The sequence below is a fragment of the Cellvibrio sp. genome (genome assembly GCF_053579595.1).
In genome coordinates, this window is record NZ_JBRFPI010000017.1 from 1 (window position 1) to 23,456 (window position 23,456).

Below are 23,456 nucleotides of genomic sequence, written 5' to 3' on the forward strand. Positions count from 1 at the left end.
CAGAAGCTCCTATCGCTGCGCACGCCGATTGGCAGCTCACGGCGATGATGGATCAGCACGCGTTTATGAAGGTTGCTGTGGATGCAGATCTGCAAGTGGGCGATATGCTCGCGCTGGATATTTCCCACCCCTGTCTGACCTTTGATAAGTGGCGGCAGCTGTTGGTGGTCGATGATAACTACACGGTGATTGATGCCGTGGAAACCTTCTTCTAAGGGGCGGTTATGGAATTCGCATTGAGCCCCGGCCATTGGTTACTTGTTTACGCCGCCATCAGCATTATCGCGCTGGTGTTGTTGATTGCCCGCTACCGCCTCAACCCGTTTATTACGCTGACGTTGGTGTCACTCGGTCTGGGTTTGATGGCCGGTATTCCCGCTAAAGATGTGGTGTTTGTGTATGAAGCCGGTGTAGGTAAAACCCTCGGCCATATTGCGCTAGTTGTTGCGCTCGGCACCATGCTCGGAAAAATGATGGCCGAGTCGGGTGGTGCTGAACAAATCGCGCGCACTATGATTCGTTGGTTCGGCGAAAAAAATGTGCACTGGGCGATGGTGTTTATCGCCTTCCTTGTAGGCTTCCCGATTTTTTTCGAAGTCGGTTTTGTTTTATTAATTCCGATCGCGTTTAACGTTGCACGCCGCACTGGTACCTCCATGTTGTTGGTTGGGTTACCGATGGTGGCGGGTTTATCCGTTGTTCATGGTCTGGTGCCACCGCATCCTGCAGCGATGATTGCGGTAGGTGAATATCAAGCAAACGTTGGACGCACAATTTCCTATGCATTGTTAGTGGGAATTCCTACGGCGATTATTGCCGGGCCAATTTTTGCAAAATGGATTGCACCGCGTATTCAACTGCCTGCCATTAATCCATTGGAAGAACAATTTATCCATGCCGATGGCGAGCGCCAATTGCCGGGTTTTGGTATTACGCTTGCGACCATTTTATTGCCAGTATTTTTGATGTTGTTAGGTGGTTGGGCAAATTTGATCGCTACGCCCGGCACCGCACTGAATGACTTTTTATTATTTATTGGCAACTCCGTTGTTGCCTTATTGATTGCAACACTTGTGAGTTTTTACACGCTCGGTATTGCACGCGGATTTAATCGCGATTCAATTTTAAAATTCAGCCATGACTGTCTTGCTCCAACAGCCGGCATCACCTTGCTAGTCGGTGCAGGTGGTGGGTTGAATCGCATTTTAGTGGAAGCGGGTATTGCTAAAGAAATTGTGTCTATCTCTTCCGATATGGCATTAACACCACTGATGATGGGTTGGTTAGTGGCGGCATTAATGCGCATCGCAACCGGTTCTGCAACTGTGGCAATGAGTACCGCAGCGGGAATTGTTGCGCCCATTGCCTTGGCTGCCGGTTATCCGCATCCGGAACTATTAGTTATCGCCACCGGCGCTGGCTCACTGATTTTGTCGCACGTCAACGACGGCGGCTTCTGGTTAATCAAAGAATATTTCAATATGACCGTGACCCAGACGTTAAAAACCTGGACGGTCTTAGAAACGATTATTTCCGTTGTTGCGCTTGGCTTTGTGTCATTGATCGCAGCATTTATCTAAATAGATTTGGGAAACGCTATGACGGCTCTGTTCGATATTGTGTACCACATGCGCGCCAGTCGGGATCGTCTTTCCGTGACTGAGCAAAAAATTGCCGATGCAATTTTGGAAGATATCGCTTTTGCCGCTTCAGCCAGTATTGATCAGTTGGCGGTAAAGGCTGCAGTGAGCATCGCAACCATTTCGCGTTTTGCCAAAGCGGTTGGCTGTGAAGACATTCGCGATCTGAAATTAAAACTGGCGCAAGCCAGTGCAGTAGGAACCCGCTTTTTATCAGAGGTGCCTGCGGTAGAGGAGAGTGCGTTTTACACACAAATTTGCAGCGACGTGGAATCGACCCTGCGTGCAAATCTCGCGCGTTTTGTTGAAGAAGATTTCCGCGCAGCGGCTGGATTATTAAATTCCGCGCGCTTGATTTATATCGGTGGTATGGGTGGCGGTTCAACCATGCTGGCCGATGAAGTGCAGTTCCGTATTGCACGCTTAGGTAAAGCAGTGACTGCCTACCACGATCCGGTTTTGCTGCGCATGTTGGCCGCAACCCTGACTGAACAAGATGTGTTGGTGTTGTTATCGGTCACTGGTGTAACGCCAGAATTATTAGAAGTCGCTGATATCGCACGCGAATACGGTGCACAGATTATCGTGCTCACTTCCAATAATTCACCGCTGGCGAGCAAGGCCAATATTGTTCTGCCGGTGGTCACTGAAGAAACCGATTTTATTTACAAACCATCGGCATCGCGTTACGGCATGTTATTGGCGATCGATATTCTTGCTACTGAATTGGCGCTCGCGCGCAAAAATGAAAGCAAGGAATTGTTGCGCCGGGTGAAATTCGCACTGGATGAATATCGCGGCGGCGATAACCGATTGCCACTCGGTGATTAATGAATGTGTTTGGTTGGGATTACTGGAGAAAACGTTTTTTAAAAACGTGATTGGGAGCAGTGGGTGAAGTTCGATCTGATTATTCGCAATGCGCAGATTATTGATGGCACTGGTGAACCAGCATATAGCGCTGATCTTGCCACCCATAATGGCGCTATCGCAGCAATAGGCGATTTGTCGGCGGCGGACGCCATGGCTGTGCGCGATGCGCAAGGGTTGGTATTGGCTCCCGGTTTTATCGACGTGCACACCCACGACGATTTGCAGGTAATCCATGCCCCGCAAATGTTACCCAAAATTTCACAGGGTATTACCACGGTAATTGTGGGCAATTGCGGAATCAGCGCAAGCCCGGTGACATTGACTGGTGATCTTCCTGATCCAATGAATTTGCTTGGTGCACCGGAAGATTTTAGCTATGCCGATTTTGCCAGTTACAAGAATGCAGTAAACCAAGCTCAACCAGCGGTGAATGTTGCCGCATTAATCGGCCATACGGCGCTGCGCAATAATCATATGGATCGTTTGGACCGCGTTGCGACTCAATCTGAAATTGAATTAATGCGTGTGCAACTACGTGATTCATTAACAGAAGGTGCTCTGGGTTTATCGTCTGGATTGGCCTATGGTTCAGCCATCGCGAGTAGCACTGAAGAGGTGAAATTATTAGCAGAAGTACTCAATGAAACCGGTGCTGTTTATACCACGCATTTGCGTACCGAATTTGATGAAATTATTGCTGCGCTCGATGAGGCTTTTGAAATTGGTGAGCATGCCAAAGCGCCCATTATTGTGTCGCATTTAAAATGTGCAGGCGCAGGCAACTGGGGCCGCAGTGGCGAAATATTAAAAAAATTGGAAGTAACTGCGAAAACTCATCCCGTGGGTTGCGATTGTTATCCCTACAGTGCCAGTTCATCCACTCTGGATTTGCAGCAGGTAACTAGTGATTTCGATATCGTGATTACCTGGAGCGAGTCACACCCGGAGCAGGGCGGAAAAAAATTAGCGGATATCGCTAGTGACTGGGATTTGAGTTTGCTTGAGGCTGCAAAAAAATTGCAGCCTGCTGGTGCTGTTTATCACGGTATGAGCGAAGCCGATGTGCAAAAAATTCTGGCACATCCACTGACGATGGTGGGTTCCGATGGATTGCCGGTCGATCCGCTGCCGCATCCGCGTTTATGGGGCGCATTTCCACGGGTGCTTGGTCATTACAGTCGTGATTTAAAACTTTTTAGTTTGCCCGAAGCGATCCGCAAAATGACACGTATGTCAGCGGATCGTTTTGGTTTGGATGATCGCGGCCGCATCGCAGTGGGTGCTGCCGCTGATTTGGTTTTGTTTGACCCGGTAAAAGTGAAAGACGCCGCCACATTTACCCAGCCGCAACAATTGGCGGAAGGCATTGAAGCCGTTTGGGTAAATGGTGTTTTGAGTTACGCACAAAAAACAGTAACCGGAATACGCGCGGGAAAATTTTTAGTAAGACAACGTGATTTGCGCGTTGGATTTTATTGATTGTTTTTTATCAAGTGAATCGTGCAACTGGCTAGCAGGATGAATTCCGGCATTTGTTCGGAGACCGTGCGCAGCATGGATGCTGTGCCCGAGCCTACATGGGTGTAGTGCACATTAAGCAAAGCATGCTTTGCGTGCACGAAACGACCGCAATTTATTGCGGGCAGGCCCCGTAGGGTATTAACGGCGTGTCTCCGAATGAATGACGGAGTTCATCCATGGCACTTATCAAATGAGTTTAGAAAAATGTCAGAAATAAAACGTTACGGTGTTGAAGGTGGTAAAGGTACCGGTGGGCAGCATTTGCCATTTGCACGCGCAGCGGGTGCTGATGGTTGGTTGTTTGTATCCGGCCAGGTGCCAATGGTTAACGGCGAAATTATCGACGGCGGTATTGTTGCGCAATCGCACCAAACTATTAAAAACGTACTCGCCATTTTGGCGGAAGCCGGTTACGGCCCTGAAGATGTTGTGCGCTGCGGCGTATGGCTTGATGACCCGCGCGATTTTATGTCGTTCAACCGCGTCTTTATGGAATATTTCGGGGCTAATCCACCCGCACGTGCTTGCGTTGTATCCAGCATGGTAGTGGATTGCAAAGTAGAAGTGGATTGCGTGGCTTACAAAAAACCTTAAAAAATCTTATGACTAAATACTTATTGCTAATAACCTGTTTATTTTGTTCTGTTTGGGTAAATGCCCAAACGGAGCAATTGCTATTGATGCCCTACCCACAAACGGTAGAGCGTCAGCAGGGGCAATTGGTATTAAGTGAAACGGTAAATTTTGCAATAGAAGGCAAAAAATCTTCTGCAACAAATCATCTCGTAAAAGAATTGCGCGAACGGATTCAACGGCAAACCGGCCAGACGCTCCGCTTGAAAAAAACAGTGGTTAGTAAAGCGCAATTGATTATTCGCGTTGAGGATGTACAACTGCTCTCAAACTATATCGCTGACTGGGATGAATCCTATCAGCTCAATATCACTGCTGCGAAAATTGAATTAACTGCCAAACAATTGGTGGGGGCGCAACGCGGATTGGAAACCCTGTTGCAACTAATCGGTACAGATCAAAAAATATCATTACCTGTGGTCAGTATAAGTGACCATCCCCGTTTTAAATGGCGTGGATTATTATTGGATACCTCCAGGCACTTCTTTTCTGTTACCACTATTAAGCGCCAGATAGATGCTATGGCTGCTGCAAAATACAACATCTTTCATTGGCATTTGACTGATGATCAAGGTTGGCGTCTTGAGTCAAAAAAATATCCCAAATTGCACAAATTGGCATCTGATGGCGAATATTACACACGCAAACAAATTCGCGATGTAGTTGCCTATGCGCGCGCGCGCGGAATTCAAGTGCTGCCGGAAATTGATATGCCCGGTCACGCCAGTGCAATTGCTGTGGCATATCCGGAATTGATGTCGGCTCCCGGTCCTTATGCGATGGAATATCGCTGGGGCGTACACAAGCCTACGTTGAATCCTGCCAATGAAAAGGTGTATGAGTTTGCCGATGCAATCATTGCTGAGGTAACAGAACTATTCCCATTTGAGTATGTGCATATCGGGGGCGACGAAGTTGATCCTGAGCATTGGAATACCAATCCAGATATTCAGTCGTTTATGAAAGCGCAAGGTCTAAAAGATCATCGCGCTCTGCAAGCCTATTTTAATCAGCGCTTGCAGAAAGTTTTGCAGAAATATCAGCGAAAAATGATTGGTTGGGACGAAATCCAGCACAAAGATTTGCCTAAAGACATTGTTATTCACTCATGGCGCGGGCCAGACGGGGTAAGCGATGCGGTAAGTCATGGTTTTCAATCCATATTATCAACGGGTTATTATCTTGATCAGGCGCAAACAGGAGCCTATCACTATCGCAATGATCCTATACCGCCCAAACCAGTAGTGATCGAAAACATTTCGAGTGACGAAACAATTCATAGTTGGCGTTTTGAAATGCCACGTAAGCGTGGCAAACCCGTAACAGGTACATTTAGCTTTATCGGTGATGATAAAAATATCCGGCAAGCCTTTATTGATTTCACTGGAAAATCCCGTCGTGATGTTTTGCTAAAACATTATGCGAAAGAAAATGCGGTATTTTCTTTGGATACCTGGATGGGTCCGGTCGAGTTTCGTGTGAATTTTAGTGCAAATAAAATTCACGGTAATGCGATTGTGGGAAACACGCCTTATGCCATTAGCGGTGAAAAAATCAGCGCTAACTTTTCTTTACAGAATGAGAAAAAAACAACAGCGGTTTATGCACAAAAACAGTTACCCAAAACTGAGTCAGTGGCACATTTAAGTGCAGAACAAGAGGCATTAATACTGGGTGGCGAGGCTGCACTTTGGGCTGAGATTGCCGATGAACAGAGTATTGACCTGCGTTTATGGCCGCGTGCATTTATTGTTGCCGAAAGGCTCTGGTCGGCGCGGGATTTGCAAGATGAAAATAGTATGTATGTGCGGGTGAATTCGGTTGAATCCTGGGCAGAGAAGTCAATTGGTTTATTGCATCGCCAGCAGCAACTCACTGCATTGAAAAAGTTGGCTGGTAAAAATGAAATAACACCAGTGAAATTATTTGCTGACATGTTGGAGCCTGCGCATTACTACCATCGTCAACATGAAAAATCGGCTTACGAAACCTATTCCAAAGCTGATCCACTAAATCGATTAGTAGACGCATTGCCCGCAGAGAATGAGTATCTGCGCCAGTTCAACCAACGTTTGGACAAGTGGCTGAAAAATCCGCAGGAAAATGCTGATTATTATGCGCTTCGTGCAGAGTTGGAGCAGTGGGCTGCTAATCGTGTGCAGCTACAGCCGCTGTTGGAATTGCATCCTGAATGGACGTCGCTGGCGAACAAAGTTGATTTGGTGGCTCGCACTTGCCTGGACTTGCTTGATGCACGCGTAAAAACAAGCGTGCTTATGCAAAGTGAGCGCAAAAAGGTGATGGAATTGATCCAGCAAGCAAAAATGTTGGATCAGGAATTGGTGGTTGCAGTAGCCACTTCGTTGGAAAAAATCCTGAATTCGTTTACATAATCCTGATCAATGTATTGCGTTGGTCGGGAAAATTGTAAATGGGATTGACAACGTTGTCCTGCTGGATGTAAGTTGGTGGAGCCAAAAGCTCGAACTTTTGGCTCAGGTGACGAACAATAAATTAAGGTGCGCAGACGTAATAACCCCAGGATGTGGTGCTTAACGCGGGACTCAAGAAAGCGATAACCAGGATGAGGGTTATCGGAGCAAGCGGCACGGGGATAGATTACAACTGCGTTAAATATAAATACGTTATCTATGATGACCTGCGCTATCGGTAGACTGATATGGTTGAAGTAGCACTGTTTAATATCAACGATATTTCGCTGTTATTCAGCGGGTTTCTTGCATTAGTTCTCGCGTGCCTGTTGTTTTTTACCCAACAGCAGGGGCGCATCAAACAAGTTTATTGGCAGTTATTGGCGCTGTTTTTTTTCCTGGGCGCATTGCGTACTTTCGATACGCTGGTCTATTGGAACATTAACGTGCGCGATACCTTGTCGTTGGTATCGGCTAATTTTTTCTTTCTGTTCGGATTTGCGTTTTTTCTGCAGGGGCCTTTGTTGTTCTGGTTTACGCGCGCGGCAATTTTTCGCGATTTTGCATTAACCAAACGCGATGCTTTGCATTTGATCCCGGCGGTTTGCTACCCGATCTATATTTATCAAATTTTTCACCAGCTCCCAACCGAGCAAAAATTGCAGTATGTGCACGACTGGTCCCATGTGACTGGCGATCCCTACTTCGAAGGTTTGATCTGGGCGCAGCGCTTGGCCTTGTTTTCATACAGTTTGCTGTGCGCGTATCAACTGCATCAATACATTCACCATTTGCGTGCGCATCACTGCGTGCTGAACAAGGTAGATTTGCAATGGTTGAAATTATTAGTGATTGGCTTTTTCGCGATTAATTGCTGGACCTTGCTGACACTGGTTGATACCCGTTTCATCAATTTGTTAAGCGCAGAGTTTTTGGGTGAGTTTGAAAGTCACTTCTATCTCATTTATATGAGTGTGTTGGTGGTGTATTTGCTGAAAAACTCCAATGGTTTTTCCGATATCCAGATCGAGCACACCATCGCGCCTGAGCCGCTGCCGGAAGAACCGCAGCAACAGTTGGTGGAAAAACTGACGGATTTTATGGAGCAGAATAAACCGTATCTGGAGCCGCACATTACGGTTGAGCGGTTGGCGATTAAATTAAATGTTTCGCCCAAGTTGCTGTCTTGCACCATCAACAACCAGATGCATATGAATTTTTTTGAGTTGATTGGTACCTACCGCGTCGCGGAAGCCAAAAAGCGTTTGGCCGATTCTGAATTGCGCCAAAAGCCGATCAGCGAAATTATGAAAAGTTGCGGTTTCAATAGTAAATCGGTCTTTAACCAGGCGTTTAAGAAAACCGTAGGTGTAACACCGAGCCATTACCGGCAGCAGCATTTGCATTAATGCAGCGGTGACAAGGTAATACTTTTGGTAGTTCAGGTTTTAGTTTGGGGTTGCCTGTAGCGCGGGTTTTGATGGGGCTGTTACTAATTTCAGCTTCATTACAAATAGGTGTAATGAGTTAAGCGGTGGAGCTAACTGTGAAAGACATCATCAAACACTCAATTATTGTGATAGCGCGACGCATGGCGTTTGTGTCCAGCATTTTTATGTTCTGTATGTGCTCAATTAATTTGTGGGCCAGCAGTGTTGCAGCAGAAACCAAGGTGATTGGCTATATCGCCAGCTTTACCGATATGAAAGCGGCAATCGACAAAACCGATTTAAGCAAACTGACTCATATTAATTTGTCGTTCACCAACCCCAATGCGCAAGGCAAGTTAGTCGATAACGGTGTTATGACCTGTATGCCTGGTAGGGCGGGCGGCAATGTCAGTGCTGCCGAAGTGCGCTATGTCATCAACAAGGCCCAAGCGGCGGGCGTGAAAGTGTTGGCATCGGTTGCGGGCGGCGTGATTCCCGCATGCTCAGGCAATTGGGAGACATTATTGCAACCGGCTAATCGCCAAGCATTGGTCGATAACCTGATTGCCTTTATGGAAGAGTTTGGTTTGGACGGTATCGATGTGGATATCGAAGGTTGGCTACTCACCAATATCGATAACGCGGGAAATTACACGCCTTTTATCCAGGCACTTTCTGCGCAATTGGTTGCACGGAATAAATTGCTGACCTGTGCGACAGCATCCTATGTTGGCGGCATGATTCCTGTTTCATCCATTCCCTATTTTGATTTCGTCAACATCATGTCCTATGACGCGATCGGCCCAAGTTGGGGGCCCGCGGGAGCACAGCATTCGCCTTATTCAATGGCGGTTGATCATGTGAATTTGTGGAAAAACCGTGGCCTTACCAAAGAGCAATTAGTGTTGGGCGTCCCTTTTTATGGTTATGGATTTGGTACTTATAAATCCGATTACACCTACGCCAGTATTCTCGCTGAATTTGGCGCAGACGCAGCGACTAAAGATTTAATTGGCAATGCCTGTGCCGGTTGCAATTACATCACCTACAACGGCGCGGCAACTATTAAAGCCAAAACCCAACTCGGACTGGAGCATGGCTCGGGCATCATGATTTGGGAATTGTCGCAAGATGCGGCGGGCGCTAACAGTTTATTAAAAGTGATTGATGATGAAATCAATCAATCATCATCCAGCAGCTCATCATCTGTAACTGCAGTTGCAAGTTCAGTTGCCGTATCTTCTGTTGCACCTGTAGCTTCATCGGTTGCGGCTTCATCATCACCAGCGGTGAGCGACAACAAATCATCTGGTGGTGGTAGCACAGGTTTGTTGGAGATTGTGTTGCTGTCTTTGTTGGTGCTTTCCCTGCAAGTATCTTCATTTGTACACATCGGTAAGAAGGCCTAATGATGAACTGCTTGCGTAATCTGGTTATTGTGGGTGGCGGCACTTCCGGTTGGATGACGGCGGCAGCGCTCGCAAAATTTTTGCATCCGCAACAATACCAGATCACGTTAGTAGAATCAGATGCGATAGGCACAGTGGGAGTTGGTGAAGCTACTGTGCCGCACATTCGTTATTTCAACGAAGTGCTAGGCATTGATGAAAATGAATTTATGAAAAAAACCAATGCCACTTACAAGTTGGGCATTGAGTTTTCCAATTGGGGAAAGTTGGGCGATGCCTATATCCATCCCTTTGGTGTTTATGGGCAATCGCGCAATGACATCAGCTTTCATCATTATTGGTTAAAGTTGCAACAACTGGGTGACGCGGGTTCGATCAGCGATTATTCCGTTGGAGTTGTCGCCGCAGCGGCAGAAAAATTTGCTTATCCAGCGGCTGATCCTCGTTCACTGTTCTCCAAATACAGCTACGCCTTTCATATCGATGCATCACTCTATGCCGGTTTTTTGCGCGACTATAGTATTGCGCGCGGTGTTAAACGTATTGAGGGAAAAATTAACCAGGTCAATCAACACCCTGACAGTGGATTTATTCACTCGGTGCAGCTTGCCTCGGGTGAAATACTCGCAGGCGATTTGTTTATCGATTGCTCCGGTTTTCGCGGCCTGCTGATCAATGAAACCTTAAAAACCGGATTTGAAGATTGGAGCCACTGGCTCCCATGCGATCGCGCCATCGCTGTGCCTTCCACTAAAACGCGAGAACCTCTGCCGTATACCAAAGCGATCGCGCGTACAGCGGGTTGGCAGTGGCGCATTCCGCTGCAAAGCCGCACCGGTAATGGTCAGGTTTATTCGAGCAAATATATTAGCGATGACGAAGTCGCAAATAGCTTGTTAACTAATTTGGATGGTGAACCATTAGCCAATCTAAATTATTTGCGTTTTAAAACCGGCCGCCGCGTTAAGTGCTGGAATAAAAATTGTATTGCTATAGGCCTCTCCAGTGGCTTTTTAGAGCCGTTGGAATCCACCAGTATTTATTTAATCCAGGTGGCGATTATGAAATTGGTGGAATTTTTTCCTTATGCAGATATGGAGGCGGCTAATACTGATGAGTTCAACCGCGATATGGCTAACGAATATGAGCGCATCCGCGATTTTCTTATCCTCCATTATCATGCTACCGCACGCGATGATTCGGCATTCTGGAATTATTGCCGCACCATGGAGATTCCGCAGAGCCTCGCTTACAAAATGGATTTGTTTCGTGAGCAGGGGCATGTAGAGCGCTATAAACGCGGCATGTTTTTAGAGCCGAGTTGGGTGGCGGTTTATATGGGGCAGGGAATTTTCCCTAAAACATATCATCCTCTCGTTAATGCTCAGGAGCCGGCACAATTGCAACAGCAATTGCATGCAATGCGCGACACCATTATTGCCGGTGTGCGCGCTATGCCCGGTCATGCAGAGAGCATCAAACGTTATTGCCATGGCGACACTTCAGAAAAATCCTGGCCGCCTGCTGCCATGAGTTTGTATGGAGTATTTTCATAATGATTAACTCCACTGATTTTCAACGCACACCGATCAAGCGCATCGCTATTTTAGGTGGTGGTATGACCGGCTGGACCGTGGCCGCTGCCTTGGCCAATGGCCTGCGTGGGATGGGTGTTGACATTGTGTTGATCGATAACGCGCAGCAAACCGAAACAGATTTGCACTGCGAAGCTACAATGCCAGCCTGCGTCGCATTTCATCACTGGCTTGGTGTGACTGAGAAAGAGTTGGTCGCCCGCACGGGCGCCAGTTTTTTATTAGCCACGCAATTTAATGCATGGGCCGATCAACAACAGCAATATTTTATGCCCTTTAGCGATCACGGTTTTATGCTTAACCGGATCGAATTTCCGCAGTATGCAATCGGCCACTATCTGCAGGGTAAGCCAGTTAATTATGATGATTATTCATTGGCAGCTGTGGCCGCAAAAGCCGGGCGTTTTTGCCATCCCTCTGCACAAGAAACATCACTTTTTTCCACGCTCAGTTATGGCTTAACTTTAAATACTTTTGCTTACTCCAACTATTTACGCGAACGCGCAATGCAATCTGGTGTTGCTCATGTGATTGCAGAGGCCAGCACATTGAAGCTCAATAGCGATGGCTATATTGAGTCAATTACGCTCAATCACATTCACGGCGCTCTTGCGAATACTCCAGTAGCGTCGCAATGGGTCGGCAGTGACGGGCTGGTCGCCGCCGATTTTTATATTGATTGCACTGGCACTCAGGGAAATGTTGTTGGCAAAGCTTTACATGTGGAATGGCAATCACTCAGTGGCCAATTGCCGGTAACCCATGTTATCAATCATGTGCAACCAATATCCCAAGCGCAATTAATTCCATCCCATCGCGAATTGCTTACGGGAGCTGCGGGCTGGATACAAAATTTATCCAGCCAAACGCACACTGAAAAGCAGTATTTTTATCACTCCGGCTTCACCAGTGCAGAGCAAGCACGTGCGGTGATAGGAGCAGCGGAAGATGCACTGGCAAAGCCGCTCAGTATCGGTAGGCGCGAAAAATTTTGGCACAAAAACTGTGTTGCGATTGGCGCGTCTGCAGGCAATCTTGATGTTTTAGGCGCAGGAAAATTACATCTGGTGCAAAGTGCAATACTGCGTTTTATTAGTTTGTTCCCCGCGCAGGTGGCGGCCGATTTTAATGCGACAGAATATAACCGCCTCACCAATCTCGAATACGATCACATCGAAGATTTTCATACCTTACATTATCAACTTGCTGCAACGCAAGACACTGCATATTGGCAGCAGCTTGCACGTGCAACCTTGTCCGACAGGTTGTTGCATAAACTGGATTTGTTTAAGAAGCGCGGTCTTGTAGCTTTTTATGAAGGTGAAACATTTTCTTCCGGTGTATGGACATCCTTATTGCTGGGCAATGGTTTTTGGCCGCAGCGCTATGACCCGCTGATCCACTCTATGGATGCACAGTGGATTGAACAGCAACTGGAAAAAATGAAAAAAATGATGCGCAGCGCAGCTGAGGCTATGCCTACACAATCTGCGTATTTGTACAAACAGAAATTAACTGCGGAAAGCGATATTAAATCTGCGGCAAATAGTAATTAGTCATGCGAACCATAACGCATGATGTTAAGAACATTGGCTGGGTTGTTGCGAGAATGTTGTTGGATTATTCAAGTGTCAGCTTTTGTGAGTGCCTCCACATTTTTAAGTGGTTTTAAGTGAAAAGTTCGACTTTTGGTAATTAATAGTTCGATTTTTCATTGTGTATAGAATCACAAAAATGTGGGTGTTAAATTCGGACGCTACTCCGTTTTATGTTTTAAGTAGTAAACGCTTTTTTCGCTTTTTAGCTTTGGCAAAAAATGTAAAAAACGTATGTTTTGCAGTCAAGAAGTAAATGGAGTGTTCAATTAGATGCGTATAGCAATCTCCAACTATACGTTTCCGTGGGTTTAATACGAGAGAAAACAACTAAGGGGTTGGATATGTTTACAAGTAAAAACAACATGACAGAAATGTCGGGCAAACGATTCAAAAAATCGTTGCTTGCTGTATCAATCGTTGCGCTGAGTGTGCCAACGTTTGCGCAAGACAACAAACCTGCTGATGAAAATCTGGAAGAGGTTGTTGTTACGGGTATGCGCAGCAGTCTTGATACCGCACAAGAATTAAAGCGTAATGCGGATACTGTAAAAGATGTAATCACTGCATCCGATATCGGCGCATTGCCGGATAAATCAGTTACTGAAGCATTGCAACGTGTTCCAGGCGTAACTATCGAACGTTTTGCTGCTTCGGAAGATCCTAACCATTTTGCCGACGAAGGTACTGGTGTATTGGTTCGCGGTTTGGATCGCGTACGTAGTGAGGTCAATGGTCGTGATTCGTTCAGTGCTAACCCTTACGGTGGTTTGAACTATGAAGACTTCTCTCCTGAATTATTGAGCTCTGTAGAGGTTGTTAAAAACCAAACTGCAGATTTGATCGCAGGCGGTGTTGCAGGTACTGTTAATCTGGTAACGCGTAAGCCGTTTGATAACGATGGCACTATGTCAGCATTTACCGCTAAAGGTAGTTATGGTGATTTTAGGGAGGAGTTTTCTCCTAGTTTCTCAGGTTTGTTTAGTACTCGTTGGGAAACCGGTGCGGGTGAATTCGGCTTTTTGATCAGTGGCTCAGCTTCTGAATTCAAATCGCGTGGTGATGGTGTTGGTGTTGCCAACTATTACACGCGTGGCGATGCTTTTATTGGTGTTTATGACCAATGGGGTGGTCTTGTTGGTATTGACCCATCATCGCCACTTGATGGTCCGGCTCTACCAGGTCAAGCGGCGGGCACAATCAATTACATTCCAGGGCAATTCTCTCTGAGAACAGCGGAAAATGATCGTGAGCGCACTGGTTTTACTACATCTTTGCAGTGGCAAAATACCGATGAAACGGTTGTGGCTACACTCGAACACATCAATTCAGAAGCATCTCTGGAATGGCGCGAGCGCGTGATAGGTACACAAGGTCAAGGCTTTGCACAGTCAACCCGCTTTGGTGCGATTCTCGTCCCGAATGCCGATAGACCTGTCACAATTGATAACGATGGATATTTCCAAACTGGCATTATGCGTCCTAACGCAGAACTCCCTCTGTCTACTTCAAGCCGTTGGAACTACACTGAAAACACCGTAGAGGATTCCTCCCTCAACGTGAAGTTGACCCCAACAGATCGATTGACTATTGAGTTGGATTATCAGCACATCCAATCGGATCAAATTGTTCATAACTATGGACACAACTCACGTTTTATTACCAATGCTACCAATGGTGTTGCACCGGCGGACGCTTATCTTGATTTAACGTCCGATACTCCAAAAATTGAATTCTTGAGTCCCAAGTTCACTAACCCTGGTATTACTGACGTATGGGGTTCACCAAGACACGACATGTTCTATGCAACTGCCTTGGATCAAGAGTCATTTAACGAAGCAGAAGCGGATAGCTTTGCGCTCGACGTTCAATATGAGTTGGATGGCGCCTGGAAGAGTGTTAGTTCCGGTGTTTACTACTCAGAAAAAGAGTTGATTGTACGTGATACCGAGTACTCTAACTGGGGTGCAATAAATCGTGGATGGGTGGACAGCGACATAAACTCAGCATCTCCACTAACAATTCCAGAAGAGTTTGAAACAGTAGATTTCAGTGATTTCTACAAGGGTGGTGTTGTAGCGGGTCAAGATCAATTTATTTTCGCGAAAATGAGCAATGTCATTGATTTTATCGGCACCGCTCGCCGTAGTTGTGAAGAAGGTTGGAACAATGCACCCAACGGTGGTAATGCTGCAGATAGCGCATCGCAAGATAGCCCGGAATGCTTCTTGGCCAGCGGTGATTTGGGTAATCGTTCACCGCTGAGTGTATTCGCGCCGCACGATGTAACCTCAACTACAGAAGAGCGTGTTGAAGCTTATGTTCGCGCAGATTTCGCATGGGAAGACTTGTCAATGCCAGTCAAGGCCAATGTGGGCTTGCGCTACGTCAGTTATCAACTTGAGTCATCGGGTTATTTAGTGTTGCCTGCGCCGGTAAGCGCTGAAGCTGCAGCAGTGTTCAATGCCAAATATCCAAATTTAGCTGCACTGACATCGCAAACTGGCCAGCTGCAAACTGTTGATGGCACAGACTACGATACCGTGTTGCCTAGCTTGAACGTTGCTTTGAGTATTACCGATGACGTAATCATGCGTTTCGGTGCATCCAATGCGCTGTACATGCCAACTCTGGATCAGACACGCAACTCACGCATTGTGAGTATGGCATCGACTAATGTGCGTCAATTCCCTGATCAGCCAGCAGGGCCAAACAACCCCATTGTTGATGTGATCGGCGTTGAGATTAATGGTATTGCCCGCAACCCGTTCCTTGAGCCAGAAGAAGCTACAAATCTCGATTTGAGTACTGAATGGTATTTCGCGAAGGCTGGTTCCGTAACATTGGCAATGTTCCATAAGTCAATTGATAATTTATTCCGTGAGCGGAGTTTCCTTGCGCCAGTAAGCAATATTGAAACCGGAGCAACTGAAACTGTTAGCTTCTCTGGCCCGGCAAATGACGGTAAGGGCAGCATTACTGGTTATGAAATTGCTTATTCCCAGTTCTATGATTTCCTTCCTGGAATTTGGAGTGGACTCGGTTTGCAGCTTAACTACACTTATCTGGATCAAAGCGATCTAAATGATATGGAAAGTGGTCTGGGTGGGGTGCGCTTCGACTCACAAGGCAATCCGATCAATGATGGACGCAACAGCTTCCGTGCGTTTACCGATTTGGCGTTACCTGGCTATTCCGATGAAAACTACAACATCATCGGTATGTTCGAGTATGCAGATGTATCTGCGCGTTTGGCGTACACCTGGCGTTCGGATTATCTCGTCACTCGTCGTGACTCCAATGAATTCGCGCCTATCTATGCCAAAGCAGCCGGTTATCTTGACGCAAGTGTTTTCTATGCGATCAATGAAAACTGGAAAGTAGGTTTTGAAGCTAGCAACTTGCTGGATACTGAAACTGAAACGCTTGCGCAGATTAATCAGGAAGGGTTGAAAAAAGAATCGCTTAACTTTACTACTGACCAACGTTTTGCTATCAGTTTGAAGGGTTCTTTCTAGTAAGCGGTGATTTACTGGCTGTAAAAAATGCGCCGTTATACGGCGCATTTTTTATTAATAGGCTATAAATTTATTCATCTTATTTTTTTGTTCGATATTCTACTTACACATTTAATGCAAATTTTCTGATGAGGCTGTCATGGTTCAGTGTAACGAAACCCCAAATCGATTTAGGAAAATTGCAATCGTTGGTGGTGGGACGGCAGGATGGATGACGGCTGCGGTATTTGCAAAAGTACTTGGATTGAAAAACTATCAGATTCAAGTAATTGAATCCGAGGAAATAGGCACTGTCGGTGTGGGGGAAGCTACCATACCTAGTATTTTGGCATTGAACAAATTATTAGGTATAGATGAAGCTGATTTCATGCGAAAGACGCAAGCGACATTTAAAGTTGGGATCGAATTTGTTAATTGGGGGCGGCTTGGTGAGCGCTACATGCATTCGTTTGGCGCATATGGCATAAATATAGGTTTGCTCCATTTTTATAATTATTGGTTAAAGCTAAATCGCCAAGGTAAATCAGCTAGTGTTGGGGAATTCTCAATTACTGCGCAAGCGGCATTGCAGAATAAATTCATGCATCCAATAGCATCATCTAATTCACCACTTTCACAAATTAAATACGCATATCACTTTGATGCGAGCTTGTATGCGAGAAACTTGCGTGCCTATGCTGAAGCTTTGGGTGTTGTGCGGATAGAAAATAAAATTATCAGTGTTAATCTACGTACGTCTGATGGTTTTATTGAGTCGTTATTATTAAAAAATGGCGAGACCGTTGACGCTGATTTGTACATAGATTGTAGTGGTTTTAGAGGGATATTAATTGAGGAAGCATTAAAAACAGGTTATGAGGATTGGAGCCATCTGCTTTTATGTGACAGTGCAATTGCTGTACAAAGCAAAAATATGGCTCCGCCACCGCCCTTTACCAGAGCTACCGCGCATACGGCGGGATGGCAATGGCGTATTCCATTACAAGAACGGACGGGAAATGGTCATGTATATGCCAGTCGATTTATGGATGATGATGTTGCAAAAAAAACGCTTCTTGAAAATATTGATGGTGAGCCTATTACGGAACCAAAAATAATTCGGTTTAAAACCGGCATGCGGCGTAAGTTCTGGAACAAAAATTGTGTTGCTATAGGGTTGTCCAGCGGTTTTATTGAGCCCTTAGAATCAACCAGTATTCATTTGATACAAAAGAGTATAGCCACTTTATTTGAATGTTTTCCAACTTCAGGGTTTAATCAAGTTGATATTGATAAATACAATGAAAAACTTCAAGATGATTTATTGTTAATCAGAGATTTTGTGTTGCTGCACTATAAGGCAACGCAGCGCGATGACTCGGAATTTTGGCGGCACTGCAAAAATATGCCGGTCAACGAAAGTTTAAGAAATAAAATGGCTTTATTTGAAAATAATGGGCGAATTTTCAGGGACAACAATGAGCTTTTTACGGAGGAAAGCTGGATTGCGGTGATGCAAGGGCAGGGAATGAACGCATCTGATTATAATCCCCTGGTTGATGCGTTAGATGATGCTGATCTTCAGCGTATGGTTAATGACCTAAAAGTAGCTATCGCGAATTCTGTTTCAGCAATGCCTGATCATTGGGATTTTGTTAAGCATTTTTGTTCGTCTCAAAAAAATAATATTTTGATAAAATGATAATGTGAATATTGAATATGGTGGGGATTATTAATGTCAAAGACAGTAAAAAAGATCCCTGAGTGGCATCAGGTCGATACTGCAAAATTCCATAATGAAATTATCCCGCTTTATCAGCCTGCAGTATTAAAGGGCATATTTAGGCACTGGCCGATTGTTATTCATGGGAATCGATCTATTGCAGATTTGGCTGATTATCTGAGGCAGTTTAATTCATCGGCACCGGTGGAGGTGTTTCTGGGGGAACCGGCTATTGAGGGTAATTTTTCTTATCAGAACGGTTCTCGCCAGCTTAACTTTTCACGCCTCCATGAGCCTTTCGAGGCTTGTTTGGATAGATTGCTGTCTATTATGGATAACGAGGATCCTCCCTCAGTATACATGGGGTCTGCAAGCATTCATGATTGTGCACCCGGGTTGATGCAGGAAAATTGTTGCCATCTTGTTGATGCGAAGTTGTTACCTAGATTGTGGATGGGTAATGCAACTATTATTCAGCCTCATTTTGATTATCCCGACAATATTGCTTGTGTAGTGGCGGGGCATCGGCGCTTTACACTTTTCCCCCCAGAGCAACTTTCCAATCTTTATGTTGGCCCAATTGATTCAACTCCCGCTGGACAATCTATTAGCTTGGTCTCTGTAAACAACCCCGATTATGAAAAGTATCCCAAATTCCATGAGGCTATGAGCTCGGCAATGGTTGCAGAGCTTGAGCCGGGTGATGCGATATATATCCCGTCTTTGTGGTGGCACAACGTTGAAGCATTGGATAAGTTTAATTTATTAATTAATTATTGGAGTAACTCAGGAGTGGGTGTTAATTCACCACAAGATGCGCTTCTTCATTCTGTTTTAACGCTCAGTGCTTTACCTGAAAAGGAACGTATGGCGTGGAGACATTTTTTTAATCATTATGTTTTTAGGGGAAATGGAGATCCTGTTGCACATATTCCGTTGGAGGCTCGAGGCGTGTTAGGAACTATGACATCAAAAAATCATGATGATATCCGTCGTTATCTTTATTCATTGATGGGTATTCAGGCAAAAAAATGATGCAAAAAATAGCAAAAATACCTGAAAGATATGGTCTGACTCAGGCGGAATTTAAACAAGAAATTTTGCCGGCATATGAGCCTGTCGTGATTCGCGGTGGTTTTTCTAGCTGGCCGCTGGTTAGGTCATCTTCTGTATCTTTGCAGGAGTTGGTGCGCTATCTAATGCGATTTAATCAAGCAAAACGTGTAGACGTATTTGTTTCTCCTCCTGAAGTTGAGGGGCATTTTAACTACCAGTCAAATCTCCATAGTTTCAATTTTCATCGTGCCCAACTTCCCTTTGATCACTGCATAGCCAGGATTATTAATCATATGCAGGATGCGTCTCCTCCAACTTTTTACATGGGGTCTACTTTGGCTGAGTCGTGCCTCCCTGGAATGATGCAAGAGAATATTTGTAGTTATATCGAAACCAGTATTGCGCCTCGTTTATGGATTGGTAACCAAACTATTGTTCAGCCTCATTTTGATCTGTCTGACAACATCGCGATAGTCGTAGCCGGGCGCCGACGTTTTACTTTGTTTCCGCCTGATCAAATAGAAAATCTTTATGTTGGGCCAATCGATGTTACTCCTGCAGGGCAACCAATGAGTTTAGTGTCTTTGATTGACCCTGATTTAGAAAAATATCCGCGTTATAAAGAAGCTCTTGAGCATGCTATGGTTGCAGAATTGGAACCGGGGGATGCCATATTTATCCCTTCATTGTGGTGGCATGGGGTTCAGGCATTGGATAAATTTAATTTTTTGGTAAATTACTGGTGGAACAACTCTGCCCCAGGAGCAGAAAATCCATATGCTGCGCTCATTCATGGAATATTGACGATCAGTTATCTACCCCCAAAAGAGCGAAATGCTTGGGCTCATTTTTTTGATCACTATGTGTTTCGTAAAAATGGTCATCCATTGCAGCATATACCAAAAGAAATGCATGGTGTATTAGGTGAAATGACACCGGAGCTATATCAGTTTATCCGCAGTTATTTGCATTCCCGAATGCAGCGTTAGCATCTCTTTGACTTGGAAGTTCGATATTTTTATAAAAAGTTCGACTTTCGTCTCCTCCTAAAAACGTTATTGCCGGCACCTTTGGTCAGTGTTAACTTGATAATCAAGGTTTTGCAGGCTTTAACTCCTATTCAACTTCTATGATTGATCTAACGATTCAAAAAGGTAGCTTTTTTACAACTTTTCATGTTGTTAACGCGGTTTTGCTGCTGATGTTTCTATTTCTTCTTTTTATTCGTTAGCAAGGTGCTTAAATTTATTTTTTGTTGAAGATGTGTTTCCCGTGACTTGCCAGAACCCAGTTCTGGCTTTTTTTTGCCGGCGAATCCAGCGGAAATTACTTGTCATTTAAATAGTGATCCATGTCGCGTTATTTCATCCCACTCTTTTATTGTCCAAAGTGGTTCGTTTGCTTAACAGAACCCGCTGTTTACTCGTTCGTTTCATTAATCTTCACAATAAATCCCACTTTAGTGTGCAAAGTGTGACTTTATGGCTTTTGGGTGTGAGTTTAGGTCTGTTGTTATGAGTGTGTTGCGGGTGTTTTTGGCGGGTGCTAGTTTGCTGCGGTGATGATTTTATTTCGCAGAGGTTTTAATCGGTCGCTCACCACTAATAACGTAAAGAGGTTAATCGCAAATGCGCGCACGTCATCAAACCAATCATAGATCGGGGGTTATCCCAACGGCAGTTCGGCAATGGCTTTGTGCAAGCTTGGGGCTGATCGCTCTGGCAAGTTTTTCCACTAATGCCCAAGCGCAAACGAAAGTTGTCGGATACATTCCGTCGTACAAAAATATGCCAGCGGTGATTGATCGCACTGATCTGAGCAAGCTTACGCATCTCAATTTGTCATTCTTAAACCCCAATGCCAGCGGTGCAGTCACTAGCGGTGGCAATCCGGTGTGTATGGAAGGGGCGAGTGCGAGTGATATTAATTATGTCGTCAACAAAGCTCACCAGGCAGGTGTGAAAGTATTGGTGTCGGTAGCGGGTGGTGTTTTGCCGCCTTGCTCGGGCAATTGGCAAACACTATTACAACCAGCCAATCGTGCAACCATCGTCAATAATCTGTTGCAATTTGTGAGTACGTTTAATCTCGATGGGTTGGATATTGATATCGAAGGCGTAGTGCTCACTAATATCGATAACGCCGGAAACTACACACCGTTCATTCAAGCCTTGCGCAATGGTTTGCCAGCCGGAAAATTATTAACCTCGGCGACTGCCTCTTATGTTGGCGGTATGGTGCCCACCTCATCGCTGCCGTATTTTGATTTTGTAAATATCATGTCCTACGACGCGATTGGCCCAGGTTGGGGCCCAGCGGGTGTTGAACACTCACCTTATTCGATGGCGGTGTCGGATATTAATATCTGGAAAGCGCGTGGCCTAACCAAACAAAAAATGGTGTTAGGTGTTCCTTTCTACGGTTACGGATTTAATGGTTACGCGGCTGCGTACGATTTTAATTCCATCGTCAGTCAATTTGGTGCGGGTGCTGCGCAGGCGGATGTGATCGGTACTCGCTGCGCTGGCTGCAGCTACATTACCTACAACGGTATTCCCACCATTCGCAGTAAAACCCAACTCGCGCTGCAAGAAGGTTCGGGTGTGATGATTTGGGAGTTGTCACAAGATATTGCCGGTGCAAATAGTTTGCTCGCTGCAATCCACAGCCAAATTGGTAATGGTGGCGGCTCAAGTTCATCAACTTCAACCAGTTGCCCGGTGTGGGTTAGCGGCCAAAATTATGCAGTGGGCGATAAAGTGACTTATCAAGGCGGTTATTACATCGCTGAATACGCTAACCCGGGTTACATCCCCAATGTGAGCACCTATTTCTGGGAACCAATTGCGGCATCGGCATGTGGCGCAACATCATCTTCAAGTTCATCAACTGCTGCGTTCACCCGTTTGCTTCAAGCGGAAGCCTATACCGCGATGAGCGGTGTGCAACTTGAAACTACAACTGACACGGGTGGTGGCCAAAACGTCGGTTGGATCGATGCAAATGATTGGATGGCGCACGCGAATATTAATTTCCCCACCAGTGGCACTTATAAAGTGGAATATCGTGTAGCGAGTGTAAGCGGTTCACGTGTATCACTCGATTTAAATGCCGGTGCGATTCAATTGGGGCAAGTGAATATTCCTGCAACTGGCGGTTGGCAAACCTGGACTACGGTCTCGCACAACGTGTCGATTAGTGCGGGTACTTACAGTGTAGGAATTTTTGCGCCCCAGGGCGGTTGGAATCTTAACTGGATCAGATTTACCAAATTGTAATTAAATTGCCTTATCGGTTTTCCTCTGTTTTCTCCCCGGACTTTGCGGATCTTGTTAGATCCGCTTTTTTTTTGGAATAGTTAAAAATAATTGAGAGAATTAAAAGGGCTGCAATTGCAGCCCTTTTGTTCGATGTTTTAACGAGCGCCATCACTTCACCCGGATATCATTCTTAACTGATTGAACACCTTTTACTTCTCGGGCTACCCTGCTGGCTTTGCTAACGTGCGATGCATTGGCGACAAAGCCGCTAAGCTGCACTACGCCTTTGAAGGTTTCGACCTGGATTTCAGTTGCTTTCAAATCATCGTCTTCAACGAATGCTGCTTTCACTTTGGTAGTAATCACGGCATCGTCGATATATTCACCGGTACTTTTTTCTGTTGATGTTGAAGAACAGCCAGCCAGCAAAACAAAAAAGGACAGGAGAACAGCGGTAAAATAATGACTATAGGTTTTCATAGTTAGATTCCTTTGAATGAATAAAATGTAAAACACGTTTTTCAAAGACTTATGCCACATTTATTGACCGGCACTTGTTTGGCCAGGAGTGGCAATAATGACTTCAACGCGGCGATTCATTTGTCTACCGGAAGAAGAATCGTTACTGGCGACCGGCGAACTTTCGCCTTTGCCAAAAGCGGTTATACGATTCGACGCAACGCCCTGATTAAGCAAAAAAGCTTTAACTGAATCAGCGCGATTTTGCGAAAGCACTTGGTTATAACTTTCACTGCCGACGCTGTCGGTGTGGCCTTCAATAACCAGTGAGCG

At 45.4% G+C, this 23,456-nt stretch carries 16 protein-coding genes and 1 pseudogene; 15 read left to right on the plus strand and 2 right to left on the minus strand.

The features are described 5' to 3' along the window. The 15 genes and pseudogenes from ACWA6V_RS02050 to ACWA6V_RS02120 all read left to right on the plus strand — a co-directional run. Positions 1-215: pseudogene (locus tag ACWA6V_RS02050) on the plus strand (amino acid deaminase); the annotation flags it as partial. 9 nt (positions 216-224) lie between these two features. After that, entirely contained in the window at positions 225-1,580 is a 1,356-nt protein-coding gene (locus ACWA6V_RS02055; protein WP_449520945.1) for a GntP family permease, read from the plus strand. 18 nt (positions 1,581-1,598) lie between these two features. Continuing rightward, entirely contained in the window at positions 1,599-2,471 is an 873-nt protein-coding gene (locus tag ACWA6V_RS02060) for a MurR/RpiR family transcriptional regulator (protein ID WP_449520946.1), read from the plus strand. A 63-nt stretch (positions 2,472-2,534) separates the two neighbouring features. Next, complete coding sequence (locus ACWA6V_RS02065) at positions 2,535-3,992, plus strand: N-acyl-D-amino-acid deacylase family protein (protein WP_449520947.1); 1,458 nt, start codon at positions 2,535-2,537, stop codon at positions 3,990-3,992. 246 nt (positions 3,993-4,238) lie between these two features. Continuing rightward, complete coding sequence (locus ACWA6V_RS02070; RefSeq protein ID WP_062061751.1) at positions 4,239-4,628, plus strand: RidA family protein; 390 nt, start codon at positions 4,239-4,241, stop codon at positions 4,626-4,628. A gap of 86 nt (positions 4,629-4,714) precedes the next feature. After that, a complete protein-coding gene (locus ACWA6V_RS02075) occupies positions 4,715-7,060 on the plus strand; it encodes a beta-N-acetylhexosaminidase (RefSeq protein ID WP_449520948.1) in 2,346 nt (781 codons plus the stop codon). Positions 7,061-7,347: 287 nt separating this feature from the next. Further along, complete coding sequence (locus ACWA6V_RS02080; RefSeq protein WP_449520949.1) at positions 7,348-8,508, plus strand: helix-turn-helix domain-containing protein; 1,161 nt, start codon at positions 7,348-7,350, stop codon at positions 8,506-8,508. A 137-nt stretch (positions 8,509-8,645) separates the two neighbouring features. Further along, positions 8,646-9,938: a glycosyl hydrolase family 18 protein gene (locus tag ACWA6V_RS02085; protein ID WP_449520950.1), complete on the plus strand. Its 1,293-nt coding sequence runs from the start codon at positions 8,646-8,648 to the stop codon at positions 9,936-9,938. Then, positions 9,938-11,494 (plus strand): tryptophan halogenase family protein, encoded by a 1,557-nt coding sequence (locus ACWA6V_RS02090; protein WP_449520951.1) that lies wholly within the window; start codon positions 9,938-9,940, stop codon positions 11,492-11,494. The genes ACWA6V_RS02085 and ACWA6V_RS02090 overlap by 1 nt, the downstream gene beginning before the upstream one ends. Further along, positions 11,494-13,089, plus strand: a complete 1,596-nt coding sequence (locus ACWA6V_RS02095) for a tryptophan 7-halogenase (protein ID WP_449520952.1) — start codon at positions 11,494-11,496, stop codon at positions 13,087-13,089. Before ACWA6V_RS02090 ends, ACWA6V_RS02095 begins: the two co-directional genes overlap by 1 nt. Positions 13,090-13,472: 383 nt before the next feature. After that, positions 13,473-16,646: a TonB-dependent receptor gene (locus tag ACWA6V_RS02100; protein ID WP_449520953.1), complete on the plus strand. Its 3,174-nt coding sequence runs from the start codon at positions 13,473-13,475 to the stop codon at positions 16,644-16,646. 139 nt (positions 16,647-16,785) lie between these two features. Beyond that, the gene (locus tag ACWA6V_RS02105) at positions 16,786-18,327 is read left to right on the plus strand and encodes a tryptophan halogenase family protein (RefSeq protein ID WP_449520954.1); all 1,542 of its coding nucleotides are present in this window, start codon (positions 16,786-16,788) and stop codon (positions 18,325-18,327) included. Between the two features lie 33 nt (positions 18,328-18,360). Continuing rightward, a complete protein-coding gene (locus tag ACWA6V_RS02110) occupies positions 18,361-19,383 on the plus strand; it encodes a cupin-like domain-containing protein (RefSeq protein ID WP_449520955.1) in 1,023 nt (340 codons plus the stop codon). Next, positions 19,380-20,393 carry a cupin-like domain-containing protein gene (locus ACWA6V_RS02115; RefSeq protein ID WP_449520956.1) on the plus strand — a complete coding sequence of 338 codons (1,014 nt, stop codon included), beginning with the start codon at positions 19,380-19,382 and terminating at the stop codon, positions 20,391-20,393. The genes ACWA6V_RS02110 and ACWA6V_RS02115 overlap by 4 nt, the downstream gene beginning before the upstream one ends. 639 nt (positions 20,394-21,032) lie before the next feature. Beyond that, the gene (locus ACWA6V_RS02120; RefSeq protein WP_449520957.1) at positions 21,033-22,682 is read left to right on the plus strand and encodes a carbohydrate-binding protein; all 1,650 of its coding nucleotides are present in this window, start codon (positions 21,033-21,035) and stop codon (positions 22,680-22,682) included. 150 nt (positions 22,683-22,832) lie between these two features. Here ACWA6V_RS02120 and ACWA6V_RS02125 read toward each other — a convergent pair whose 3' ends face one another. Together ACWA6V_RS02125 and ACWA6V_RS02130 are read right to left on the minus strand one after the other, a co-directional pair. Beyond that, entirely contained in the window at positions 22,833-23,144 is a 312-nt protein-coding gene (locus ACWA6V_RS02125; protein WP_449520958.1) for a BON domain-containing protein, read from the minus strand. A 60-nt stretch (positions 23,145-23,204) separates the two neighbouring features. Next, the coding region (locus ACWA6V_RS02130; protein ID WP_449520959.1) for an OmpA family protein at positions 23,205-23,456 on the minus strand (252 nt) is incomplete at its 5' end.